Source organism: Zongyangia sp. (assembly GCF_965361945.1).
This window is the reverse complement of sequence record NZ_CBDTOK010000096.1, coordinates 1-12,039: the sequence shown is the minus strand read 5'-3', so window position 1 is coordinate 12,039 and position 12,039 is coordinate 1. Positions and strand designations below refer to the sequence as shown.

12 protein-coding genes and 1 tRNA gene are annotated in these 12,039 nt (G+C 52.8%); 3 read left to right on the top strand and 10 right to left on the bottom strand.

Translation table 11 applies throughout. From position 1 onward, the window contains the following. Position 1 precedes the first annotated feature (1 nt). Genes cbiE through cbiD form a run of 7 tightly spaced genes read right to left on the bottom strand, consistent with a single transcriptional unit; the run spans position 2 to position 6,368 of the window. The gene (cbiE, locus tag ACZ25G_RS06280) at positions 2 to 1,219 is read right to left on the bottom strand and encodes a precorrin-6y C5,15-methyltransferase (decarboxylating) subunit CbiE (RefSeq protein WP_463681880.1); all 1,218 of its coding nucleotides are present in this window, start codon (positions 1,217 to 1,219) and stop codon (positions 2 to 4) included. Next, positions 1,216 to 1,980: a precorrin-6A reductase gene (cobK, locus tag ACZ25G_RS06275; RefSeq protein ID WP_463681879.1), complete on the bottom strand. Its 765-nt coding sequence runs from the start codon at positions 1,978 to 1,980 to the stop codon at positions 1,216 to 1,218. The genes cbiE and cobK overlap by 4 nt, the downstream gene beginning before the upstream one ends. Before the next feature lie 3 nt (positions 1,981 to 1,983). After that, complete coding sequence (gene cobJ / locus ACZ25G_RS06270) at positions 1,984 to 2,727, bottom strand: precorrin-3B C(17)-methyltransferase (protein ID WP_463681878.1); 744 nt, start codon at positions 2,725 to 2,727, stop codon at positions 1,984 to 1,986. A gap of 4 nt (positions 2,728 to 2,731) precedes the next feature. Then, a complete protein-coding gene (locus ACZ25G_RS06265; RefSeq protein WP_463681877.1) occupies positions 2,732 to 3,775 on the bottom strand; it encodes a cobalt-precorrin 5A hydrolase in 1,044 nt (347 codons plus the stop codon). Beyond that, positions 3,772 to 4,527: a precorrin-4 C(11)-methyltransferase gene (gene cobM, locus ACZ25G_RS06260; RefSeq protein ID WP_463681876.1), complete on the bottom strand. Its 756-nt coding sequence runs from the start codon at positions 4,525 to 4,527 to the stop codon at positions 3,772 to 3,774. Before cobM ends, ACZ25G_RS06265 begins: the two co-directional genes overlap by 4 nt. Next, a complete protein-coding gene (gene cobI, locus ACZ25G_RS06255; protein ID WP_463681875.1) occupies positions 4,528 to 5,226 on the bottom strand; it encodes a precorrin-2 C(20)-methyltransferase in 699 nt (232 codons plus the stop codon). Further along, positions 5,223 to 6,368, bottom strand: coding sequence for a cobalt-precorrin-5B (C(1))-methyltransferase CbiD (gene cbiD / locus ACZ25G_RS06250; RefSeq protein ID WP_463681874.1), 1,146 nt, complete (start codon positions 6,366 to 6,368; stop codon positions 5,223 to 5,225). The genes cobI and cbiD overlap by 4 nt, the downstream gene beginning before the upstream one ends. 324 nt (positions 6,369 to 6,692) lie before the next feature. On the opposite strand from cbiD, the gene ACZ25G_RS06245 reads away from it, so the two are divergent. After that, complete coding sequence (locus tag ACZ25G_RS06245) at positions 6,693 to 8,339, top strand: hypothetical protein (RefSeq protein WP_191481777.1); 1,647 nt, start codon at positions 6,693 to 6,695, stop codon at positions 8,337 to 8,339. Between the two features lie 20 nt (positions 8,340 to 8,359). On the opposite strand, the gene ACZ25G_RS06240 is transcribed toward ACZ25G_RS06245, so the two are convergent. The 3 genes from ACZ25G_RS06240 to ACZ25G_RS06230 form a co-directional block, all read right to left on the bottom strand. Further along, entirely contained in the window at positions 8,360 to 8,611 is a 252-nt protein-coding gene (locus ACZ25G_RS06240; protein ID WP_191481776.1) for a TIGR03905 family TSCPD domain-containing protein, read from the bottom strand. 136 nt (positions 8,612 to 8,747) lie between these two features. Then, complete coding sequence (locus ACZ25G_RS06235; RefSeq protein WP_191481775.1) at positions 8,748 to 9,593, bottom strand: PHP domain-containing protein; 846 nt, start codon at positions 9,591 to 9,593, stop codon at positions 8,748 to 8,750. A 203-nt stretch (positions 9,594 to 9,796) separates the two neighbouring features. Next, a tRNA-Gly gene (locus ACZ25G_RS06230) sits at positions 9,797 to 9,872 on the bottom strand. 190 nt (positions 9,873 to 10,062) lie between these two features. On the opposite strand from ACZ25G_RS06230, the gene ACZ25G_RS06225 reads away from it, so the two are divergent. Together ACZ25G_RS06225 and ACZ25G_RS06220 are read left to right on the top strand one after the other, a co-directional pair. Further along, positions 10,063 to 11,070 carry a DnaD domain protein gene (locus ACZ25G_RS06225; protein WP_463681873.1) on the top strand — a complete coding sequence of 336 codons (1,008 nt, stop codon included), beginning with the start codon at positions 10,063 to 10,065 and terminating at the stop codon, positions 11,068 to 11,070. A gap of 23 nt (positions 11,071 to 11,093) precedes the next feature. Further along, positions 11,094 to 12,039: ATP-binding protein (locus tag ACZ25G_RS06220; protein WP_463681872.1), on the top strand; the 946-nt coding region annotated here is incomplete at its 3' end.

Here is a 12,039-nt window from a genome sequence, read left to right as displayed (position 1 = left end):
TTCATGGATGAGCCAGGCCCTGGGCTGTGATGACAAACACGGGGTTCTGCCCCATCATCATGTGATAATTCCCCGCCTTTTTGGCCTTACTAACACCTATCTGCACGATCTCCGCCTCATCAAAGGGAAGCTCTGCCAAAGCTTTTAGAGCTTTGCCCACCGTCTCTAAAGTGATGGCGGTCAAAACTACCCTGATCTCAGGATTTTTCTCCTGCAAAAGGATCAGGATTTCTTTCAGATTGCCGCCGCTGCCTCCGATAAAAGCCTTGTCAGGGGCAGGCAGCCCGCTGAGCGCCTGGGGCGCTGTCCCCTCCACAGCTTTGAGGTTCCATGTCCCCGACTTTTCCCGGTTTTGCCGAATGAGGGAGATGCCCTCCGGATTTTTCTCCACCGCGTAGACAAATCCCATGGGCGCCGCCATAGCGCATTCCACAGCCACCGAACCGGTGCCGGCGCCGATATCGTAGACAATATCTCCGGGCGCTAGCCGCAGCTTGGACAGGCAGATACTGCGCACCTCTGACTTTGTCATGGGCACGCTGCCCCGGAGGAAAAACTCATCCGGCAGCCCTGGCACAGTTTTGACCGGCTTTGTGCCCTCCCACTGGGCCAATAAGACCGCCAAAGGGTCAAACTCCCGGTCAGCCAGCTCCTGGGCCCTGCCTGCTGTTATCCTTTCCTCGGGATAGGAAAGCCGCTCTCCCACCCAAATTTTGCACTGGCCCAGTTTCCAATTCACAAGTTCCCGACAGATATCCTGTGCCCTCCAGCGGCCGCCGGTGAGAAAAAGCACTCTTTCATGGCAGAGCACCTCCCCCACCGGATTTGCCTGCCTTCCGTGGGCGCTGACCAGATGCACATCCTGCCAGGGAAGCCCCAATTTGCCGCAGAAATAGACGGGGCTGCTGATGCCGCACAAAGGGATGAGCGCATACTCTTCTTCCATCCGTTTGCGCAGGGCATCTGCACCGCTGTAAAAACCGATATCCCCTGAAAAAACCACCGAAACCGGGTCGAACTGCGGGTTCTCCGCTATGGAGGCGCACACCTCGTCGGTAAGAGCAGCCCTTATTTTCGGCGCTGTGAAGCCTTCCAAGGAATCGATCAGCCGTTTTGCCCCAATGATGCACTGGCTGTGCTCCAAGGCTATGCGGGCTTCCGTAGTCATATTCTCAGGGCGGCCCATTCCCATGCCGATGAGATAAATACGGCGTTTCATCTTGCTTCCTCCCCGATCCATTTTCTTTCCACCAGCACCGCCATCAGCTCATCCCAACTGAGCCCCCTCTCCCGCGAGGGGCGGCCGATGACCACAGTGTGTGCTCCCGTTTGCCGGGCCGCTTCCATTTTTTCAGGAAAGCCCCCGGCTTTGCCCGAGCGCTTGGTCACCAAAATACGAATATCCCAGCTTTTCATCACCGCGGCGTTGAGCTCCGTGGAAAAGGGGCCCTGCATCAGAAAAAGATGGCTGGGCTCCAGATTCGCCTCCCGGGCGGACGCCAGCGCTTCTGCGCTTGGCAGCGCGCGCAGATAAAGCCGCTGGCGGGGAATCTTTGCAAAGGCCGGCAGCTCTTTGGTTCCAGTGGTCAGCAGGATATTGCCTTGGGTTTCTTCCAGACGCCGGGCTGCCTCTTCAGCCGTTGCCACCTCCAAAGAGCCGGGCATCTCCACATCCTCGCGGAGCAGCCGCAGACAGGGAGTCTCCGTCTTTTGACAGGCGTTTTGAATCCTTTGGGATACCTCGACAGCATAGGGATGGGTCGCGTCAATGACACAGAAAAAATCATTCTCTCCCAGAAGGGTTATCATCTCCTCTTCACCCAGCCGTCCGGCAAGAATCCGGGTACAGGGGACATCCCGTAGCAGCTCCCGTCCATAGCCGGTGGCCACGCTGACTGTGACCTGTGCTCCACGGCGGCAGAGTTCTTCTGCCAGCCGATGTCCTTCCTCTGTGCCGCCAAACAAGAGTATCCCTGCCATTTCTTAGCCTTCCTTTCCTTCCCGCTGCAAATAACCCCGGGGGGTCACCATCCTGCCCTCCACTACCCGGGTGGTGGAACTGCCCACAAACACGGTGGTGAACATATCGGCCTCGGCGTTTCTCAGCTGCTCCAGGGTCAGGATCTGGGCCCGTTCCCCAGGGCGGCCGATGTTTTGCACCAAACCGCAGACCGTTTCCGGCTTCTGGTAGCGCAAAAGGATATCGCACGCCCTCTGCAGATAGTCAGGCCGCAAATGGCTGGCCGGGTTATAAAGGCAGAGGACAAAATCCGCCTGGGCCGCAAAGGACAGGCGCTTTTCGATTTTCTCCCAGGGGGTGAGCAGATCGCTGAGGCTGATGACGGCAAAGTCCTGGGTCAGCGGCGCTCCCAGCAGAGCGGCGCCGCTGCAAGCCGCCGTAACGCCGGCCACCACCTGGATTTCAATGGGATCATAGTCCTGGGCCACCTCATAAATCAGCGCCGCCATGCCATATACCCCAGCGTCCCCGCTGGACACCATAACCACATGTTTGCCGGAGAGAGCCGCTTCTACCGCCAGACGGCATCGCTCCTCCTCCCGGCGCATGGGGGTGGTGATGATCTCCTTGCCGGGAAACCGGTCTTTGATTAGGTTCACATACACGCTGTATCCCGCAATGGCATCGCATTCTTCCAAAGCGTCCATGGCCTCCAGCGTCATCTTTTTTTCACTGCCTGGGCCCATGCCCACTACCGATATTTTCATTGATTTACTCCTCAAAGGTAATTTGAATATCCCGGATAGCGGCGGCTACCGTAACGCCGTCACAGCTCCGTTTTTGGATGAACAGCCTGCCGCCGCTGCCTTTGACCGCCGCCCGCTCACAGACATTGTCCGCCCCTACCGTCTTCTCAACAAAGGCCGATGGGGCAAAATCCCCCTCCAGCGCCATGAGTTCGGCGGCGGAAAAGGTGGAAAAGGGGAGATTCCGGCGTCCACAGAACTCTAAAATCCCCGCCTCGTCCGCCTTTTGGGCAATAGAGCAGACCTTCTCGACACAAAGCCAGGATATCCCGGCTTCCTCCAATGCCTGGGCCGCCAGCCTTTCGATGGCGGAGGCCGGCGTCCCTCGCCGGCACCCGATCCCCAGAGTCACCGCCCTGGGCACCAAGGTCAAGGTCTGCCCAAAGGGAGCTTCTTCCCTTCGCAAGGTGATATGGATGCCAAGAGGGCCGCTTTTACTCTCCACAAGGCCAGAAGGCAAAGGGGACAAAACCGGAAAATCGCTGCGAAATCCCACCGTTTCTCCCGCCAGCAGAGCTGCCGATACAGCTTTAGCCGCCGAAAGGCTCCCGATGGCTAAGCCCTGGCTTTTGGCCCAGCTATCTACCGAAAAAACACCCCGGAGATCCGTAGCTGTGGTGATGACGGGTATGCCCCCTGTAATCCCGGCCACCTGCCGGGCCAACTGATTGGCGCCGCCTAGATGTCCGCTGAGCAGGGCGATGGAAAAGCGCCCGCTTTCATCCACCGCCACCACCGCTGGATCGGCTGACTTATCTGCTACCCAAGGGGCGATGGCCCGCACCGCGATGCCGCAGGCGCCTACGAAAATAAGCCCTTGGACCTGATGGAACATCTCCCCCGCCCATTGGCTGCAGGGGATATTTACCGGGGAAAGCCGGCTTTCCGGCGGCCTATTTTTCATCTTGAGAAAGCCCTGGCATTCATGGCCGCTTTGGATAAGTCTTTGGCAAATGCTTTCCCCTAGGGCCGCTCCTCGGGAGGTAAATGCGATGAGAGACAGCTTCATCGGGCGGCCTCCCGGAACTCATGGCCAAAGGCCGGATCATAGAGCTTGGAACGCTGAAAGTCCTCTTCTAAAAAACCGCCCACCAGAATCAGCGCCGTCTTGGTGATACCGTTTTCCTCCGCCATCTGAGGAAGTTGATCCACCCTGCCCCGGATGACCTTTTCATCCGGCCAGGTGGCTTTGTAAACGATGGCCGCCGGCGTGTCCGGAGCATAGCCGCCGGACAAAAGCTCTTGGCGCAGCTGGGGTAATAGTCCTGTACTGAGAAAAACCACCATGGTGGCACCGTGGGCCGCAAAGGAGGCCACACTCTCCCGCTCTGGCACCGGAGTACGTCCGGCCATCCGGGTGATCACCACCGATTGAGAGACGCCGGGCAGGGTATATTCTGCGGGCAGCGCCGCCGCCGCCCCGCAAAAGGAGCTGACCCCCGGCGTCACATCAAAGGGAATGCCCTCCTGGCGCAGCAAAGCCATTTGCTCCCCGATGGCCCCGTAGAGACTGGGGTCTCCCGTGTGCAGACGCACCGTCATTTTTCCCGTCTGTTCCGCCTGACAGATGACGGAGAAGGTCTCCTCCAGGGTCATTCCGGCGCTGTTGTGGATTTCGCATCCCTCTTTTACATAAGAGAGCAGGTCGGGATTGACCAGAGAGCCAGCATAGATGACCACATCCGCCTGGGAAAGCAATTGGGCTCCCCGCACAGTGATGAGATCCACAGCGCCGGGCCCCGCTCCTACAAAATGTACCATCTATTCTTCCTCCTTGACAATATATAAAGAAAAATATCCCTGTTCTTCTGGTGTTGTTTCCAGGCTCTGATAGGCCTTTTCTCCCGCCATGCCACAGTTGACTACCAGCCCTGTCCGGGAGCGCAGCCCCCCTTTCCCCAATGCATCCATAACTTCTGCAGCACAGCTCCCCGCTTTCATCAGCACCTTGGTCCCCGGCAGGGAAAGGGCCTCTTCTGTTCCGTCGTAAGAGGCCGGCAGAATGTGCAATGGCTGGCGGTTTTCGCAGAGCCCCCAGCCCAGCCGGGCCGCAGCCGCGCAGAAGGAGGGGACGCCGGGGATCATCCGGGCTTCATAGCCCATCTTCTCCACCAGCCGGTGAAGATAAAGATAGGTAGAGTAGACAGCAGGATCCCCTAGGGTGAGAAATGCCACATCTTGGCCCAAATCCAGCTTTCTGGCAATTTGATCAGCAGCTTCCCGCCAGCTCTCCAGCAGCGTATCCTGGTCCCGGGTCATCGGCATAGAGAGCAATAGTTTTTTCTTTTTTTCCAGTGCTGGCACCGCCTCTTTGGCAATTTCATAGGCGGTACATTCCCCCCGTCCCGACTGGGGCAAAGCAATCACCGGACAGCGCTCCACCGTCCTGACCGCCTTGACTGTCATAAGTTCCGGATCTCCCGGCCCTACGCCCACACCATAAAGGATGCCTTTTGTCATCTCTGCGTGCCCTCCATCTGCGATAATAGCTGATCGGCGCCTTTGGTCTTCCCCAAAACACCGAACCTATTTGAAAACATCACTGCTTCCACCTGCATCTTTTCCCCGGCCCGTGCCGAAAGGTGCAGGCTCATCCTTTCCATGACGCTTGCCATGGTCTTTTCCATGAGACCTGCTTGGCGCAGTATCTCCACCGCTTGATCTGTAGTGGTACATTCCATCAGTTTTGCCGCTGTCCCGGTGTCCCCGCCACACAGGGCCCCATGGGCGGTCAGGATTTCCAGACGGCCATCAGCCACATGGGAATGGGTATTCATGATGCCGCCCGCCACCTTGATGAGCTTTCCTATGTGCCCGATGAGCAGTAGATTTCGAAATCCCATCTGGGCAGCCAGGTCCAGCGCCTCCCCGATAAAATTGCTGCACTTGATTACCCGGGCATCGTCAATTTTTGTATGGCCTTCGATAAAATCCACCCCATAGTTGCCAGGGGTCAACACAATGCTCTGATAGCCTGCCGCCCGGGACATAGAAAGCTCCGCTTCGATTGTGGCAACAAGGGCGCTGTCGCTCATCGGCTCCACAATGCCGCTGGTGCCGAGAATGGAGATGCCTCCGACAATGCCCAGTCTGGGATTATAGGTGCGCTTTGCCACCGCCTCCCCCTGGGGCGCCCATATCTCCACCCGGATGCCGCCGTCATAGCCCGCCGCGGCACATTCCTGTCTGACAGATTCCGCAATCATCCTCCGAGGCACTGGATTGATAGCCGGCTCCCCCATTGGACAAGCAAGTCCCGGGCGGGTGACCCGGCCAATACCTTTGCCCCCATCAATCAAAGCATCCGGTTTCTCTAGCCTGACGGCGGTAGCGAAGATCAGCATCCCGTGGGTGGCGTCTATATCATCCCCGCCGTCCTTGCGCACGGCGCAGGAAACCTGCTCCGGCGTTCTACTGGCCTCCTCAATCTCCAGATAAAGAAGGATGCCTTTGGGCGTTTCCAGCTTGACCTGGCGGACCTCTTCCCCTGTGAGCAGCATGCGGACGGCAGCTTTAGCCGCTGCCGCAGCGCAGGAGCCGGTAGTATAGCCGCAGCGCAGTTTTTTTTGATTTTTATAGATGTAATGGTCCACTTTTGCCACGGCTACAACTCCTGTAAAACAAAACAACCGCTCCGGACAACCGAATGTTGCCCAAAGCGGCGTGGGATTTCCGCCCATCTTCCCTCTCTCTGCCACACGGACGGTTTCAGTACATGATTATTTTTAGTGTAATAGAATTGGGCGTACCTGTCAAGGATGAGATAGGCCTCAAAACTGGATCCGGTTATTATAAAGATTCTTCCTTCTTTGTGGACTCTTTTAAAATTTAAGAAAAAAACCAAAAAATACAGATTCCCTCATCGTTTTATGTTATAATGACGAAACAGACCATTGTAGCCCAGAAACAGAAAGGCGGGAATCATTTTGAAGAAGAAAGTAATTGTCTACAGCATCATTACTTTACTCATTGCTCTTTATGTGTTTATACAAGCGCCCGTACTGAATCCACTTTATTTTGACGGCGCTTTATTCTACTGTGTAGTCATCACGATTTATATTCTAGCCGCCGTTATCATGAAGTTCGGCGTCATCAAACTTGAAAAGCCAACCCAGGAGAGACCCCTTAATGTGGTGCCGAATTTTCATTTCCCAAAAAAGGCGATCTTGATTACGGCTGCACCTTGGGTGCTGCTACTGATCTGCACTATTGCCTCTTCTGTTCTATTTAATGTTTCGGCTTTCCGGGATCAACTGGGAACGCCGGAAACAAGAATATTCGAGTCGGACATGCAGGCGGTGGATACTGATCAAATTCCTATTGTGGATGTGGACCTGGCAACCAAGCTGGCGGATAAGAAATTGGGGGAACGCCCCGCTTTGGGCAGCCAGGTAGTGCTAGGAGAGCCTACCATCCAGATGGTGGATGGTAAGCTGGTTTGGGTGGTTCCCCTCCAACATTCAGGCTTCTTTAAATGGATCACCAACCTGGAAGGAACCCCTGGCTATATTGTTGTTTCAGCCACCAGTATGACGGATGTGGAATATGTAGAAGGGCACAAGATCAAATACCAGCCCAACGCCTATCTTTTGCAAAACCTCCACCGTAAATTGCGCTTTAGTGGGGCCCTTTTTACCGGTATCACCGACTATTCTTTTGAATTGGATGACGACGGAAATCCCTATTGGGTGGCTACCACTTATCAGAACAAACGGTTTTTCAGCTTGCCCGAGGCCACTGGCGTTATCGTTATGAACGCCACCACCGGTCAACTAAATCACTACAGCATTGATAATGTCCCTGCATGGGTGGATCGGGTGCAGCCGGAGGATTTTGTCATCACCCAGATCGACAACCAGGGCGAATATGTTCATGGTATCTTTAACTTTGCTAACAAGGATAAATTCCGCACCTCCGAAGGTCATATCATCGTATACAACGAGGGCAGATGCTATCTCTTTACTGGATTAACCAGTGTTGGAGGAGATGACAGCGCCATCGGCTTTATCATGGTGGATATGGTGACCAAAGAGTCGCATCTTTACCAAATGGCGGGTGCTACCGAAACAGCGGCCCAACAGTCGGCGGAAGGTAAGGTGCAACACTTAGCCTATCAAGCTTCCTTCCCGCTCATTATCAACATTGATGGGGAACCGACCTACTTCATGACCCTGAAGGATAACGCGGGGCTTGTCAAGCAATATGCCATGGTCAGCGTCACCGATTATACCGTTGTCGGCGTAGGAGAAACTATCAGCGCCACGGTGCAGGACTATGAACAAACGCTGAGAAACTCCAGCGGCTCAGCCTCCTTGGATGCCACAGAGGAAAAGGAGGAAGCTCGGGGTAAGGTGCTGAGAATTGCCTCAGAATTTGACGGGTCTTCTACCGTCTATAAGGTGATTTTAGAAGAACATTTAGACCAGATCTTCCTAGTTCCCGCAGATCTGAGCGAGGAACTTGCCCTGACCAGGGAGGGGGATAGTGTTGTATTAGAGTATACGGCAGATGAAGCCGGCGAAGGCGGTATCTATTCGGCGGTCACCTTTGACAATCTAGAGTTTACCCAATAAAAAATCAAAAAGCTTGTGGATTATTTTTCTTCATCAAGCATTTGCTGCAATGCAATGGAAAGCTGATCCGGACAGGAGGTCTTCTTCATGCCGCACCGAATTCCAGAAAGCGCCTGAATGACCTCTTTCGCCGGGCGGCCTTCGACCAAACGGGAAATTCCCTGTGTGTTTCCATGGCATCCCCCTATAAAATTGCAGGTACGGATCACCTGATTCTCATCTAACTCCAACTGGATCTCACGGGAACAGACACCCCGCGGTCTAAACTTCATCTGCATAAATGCAACTCCTTTTTCAAATTCTTGCTGTCTTTTCTTTATCGCTTGCCTTGGCAGGTAATAAAAGATCTTAAAATTCACCAGGCAAAAAATAGTCCCAGCCGCTACTGCGGCTGGAAATCGATCACTTTTATTCTTTTGCTTTGAGCTTATCACTTAACTGAAATAACCGGTCCAAGGACTCCTGTTGGGTGACACAGGTGCAAAGAGGGTTAGGCCGGGAATTGTACATTCCATGGAAATCTGTCCCCCCTGTTGTGATGAGATCAAAATGATCTGCCAAATCCACAATGCGCTCATAATCCCCTGGCTGATTTTTCGGATGGCTCGCCTCAATCCCATCGATCAACTTTTTCTCCGCCAGTTCCTCCATCAAATCGAAGCTGTTGTAGACTCTAGGATGCGCCAATACAGCAATACCGCCGGACTGGTGGATGAGGTCCAGCGTTTCATGCACGTCAGGATATTCTACCTTTTCATAGCAGAGCCCGGTTTTGGGATCAAAAAGGTGGTTATACAGTTCTCCATAGATGCCGTCACAATAGCCCAGATCAAAGAGAGCATTCATAATGTGCTGTTTGTAAATACTTTTGCTGGGCGCATAATATTTGGCAATATGGTCAAGGGTCACCGGATAATACCGCATCACCTTTTCTACCATTCGCTGCCCTGCCTTGGTCCGACTGGCAATCACTTTACCCAGCATTCCCTCCAACCGGTCTGGCTTAGCTGGCAAATAGCAGAGCATATGGACTTTTCTACCCCGTGCCTTGTCTACGCAGGACATTTCTACGCCGGGGATCACCCCGATGCCTACCCGCTTTCCGATCACGGCTGCCCGGGTTGTCCCCGCCAAGGTATCATGGTCAGTTACTGCGATGAAGTCAAGTCCCATCCGCTTGGCATAAAACAACAAACTCTCCAAACCCATGGAACTGTCTGAAAGCTTGCTGTGGCAGTGTAAATCACCGATCATTCCAAATCATCCTTCCCGATTTCCACACGGCTATTCTCCGCGCAGTGGCTTCTATCTACCTACAAAGTGCCATTCCCCCGCTGTCCTTTATCATTGATAAGTAATATTATACACCATTTTGTATTTTCTTCGCAACTATCGCCCATACAATCTCGTTATATAACACAAAAAGCGTCGTGATTCACGACGCTTTTTAGATAAATTGGAGCGGGTTACGAGGCTCGAACTCGCTACCTCCACCTTGGCAAGGTGGCGCTCTACCAGATGAGCTAAACCCGCATTTTTGAGTGCTTGATAATTATAGCAATATATTAGCAAAAAGTCAACCTCTTTTTTCTAGAATTTTTTTCATTCCCATTCTCCCTCTTATTTTCTTTTATGGTATAATGGATGCAGCAGAGCTATCCGTGCGGGTAGCTCTATTATATCTCACTTTGGTAATGCTATTCTGACCCTATGGAGGAAATACATGAAACTCTCGGTAAATCTCGGCGCCTGGAACAGTGTTTTTGCGGTTCCTTGTGATATTGTTGATAAGCATCTCAAACTCTGCGGCCCAACTGCTCTTAAAACACTTTTGATTATCCTTCGCCATGGAGGCACTTACATAGATACAGGGAAAATCGCCGATACCTTAGGCTTAACCGACGACGACATTTTAGAAGCTATCCGCTATTGGGTGGATGTGGGCGTCCTCAATTGGGACGAAAACGCTCTCTTCCCGATCAAACAATCTGACTCAGCTCCTCAAAAAAGCGACTCAGATTCTTCTGTATCCTCCGTTCCTGAGAAGATTGTGAAACCTATCTCCTCCAATGTATCCCTTATCACAACATCCCATGTCAAACCTTCCGCAGCGGAGGCAGCCAAACGGGCCCACGATCATCCGGAAATTCAGTTTCTCCTCTCCGAGGCTCAGAACCGGCTGGGGGGGCTTCTTACTCCCTCAGATACATCAACCCTTGTCTATCTCTATGATTGGGCCGGGCTTTCTGTGGATATCATCCTCATGGTGCTGGAATTTTGCAGAAGCATCGGAAAAACCAGCATGCGCTTTATTGAAAAAGAAGCCATCCGCTGGGCCGACCGGGGAATCGATACCCATGAAAAGGCAGAACGTTACATTACGGAAATGACCCATGCTTACGAGATGGAAGGACAGGTCAAATCTGCCTTTGGCATTTATCAGCGAAATCTATCAGCCAGGGAAAAGGAATATATCTCCCGCTGGACCAATGAATTTCACTTTGATATCCGGATGATCAAGCTGGCATATGAGCGGGCGGTAGATCGCACCTCTAAGCTTTCTTTTCCCTATATTAATTCCATCCTAAAATCCTGGTTTGAAAAGGGCTTTACCGATCCAGCCCAGGCGGCGGGAGAGGTCTCCCCGGCTCAAACGGTGAAAAAAGACGACGCTTCTTTCGATTTGGAGGAATTCGAGCGCAGTGGAAGCAAAATGCTGCAAATTGACTAAAGAAAAATAGGAGGGCAATCGCTTTGGGATATAGCAAAGAAATTCAAAAGAAAGCTTTTGATGTGCTGGAGCAGAGGCGGCGTGGCGCTCAGGATACGGCGCAAGAGCACCGTCAGGAAGTTTATGCAAAAATCCCTCAAGTAGCCGCTATAGACCGGCAGCTTTCTTCCACCGCCCTTTCTGTGGCCCGGGCGGTTTTGGATGAAAATCAAAATGTCGGCGAGCTTATCGAAGGGTTGCGGCAAAAAAACTTATCCCTCCAGGAAAAAAGGGCCGCCCTTTTACGTCATGCCGGACTGCCGGTTAATTACACCGATGTGATTTATACCTGTGAAAAATGCAAAGACCGTGGTTATGTAGGCAGCCAGATGTGTTCCTGCCTCCAAAACCTGCTCAAAAAATTGGCCCACGAGTCTTTGTGTGAACAGAGTGCTTTAAATAACTGCTCTTTTTCCACCTTCCGACTGGATTATTATCCTGATCAGATCGATCCTGCCTTGGGAATTAATCCTCGTCAGAGAATGGGAGAGATTCTACAGTATTGCCAGCGTTATGCTTCCAGATTTTCTTTGGTCTCTCATTCCATTCTTATGCAAGGGAAAACGGGGCTGGGCAAAACCCATCTATCTCTTTCCATTGCTTCCGCGGTGCTGGAACAAGGATTTGGTGTCATCTACATGAGCGCCCAGAATCTTCTCAGCAAGATAGAACGGGAACACTTTGCCAGAGCTGTCAACGACAATGGAGATACTTTTTCTATGGTCTGCGACGCAGATCTGCTGATTCTGGATGATCTGGGTGCTGAATTTGCTACCCAATTTACGGTTTCCGCCATCTATAATATTATTAATTCCCGAATCCTCGGCGGAAAGCCCACCATTATCAATACCAATCTGACACTTTCCGAGCTCCGAGATCGGTATACCGAACGAATCGTATCCCGGCTGATGGGAACCTATAGTGTGCTCA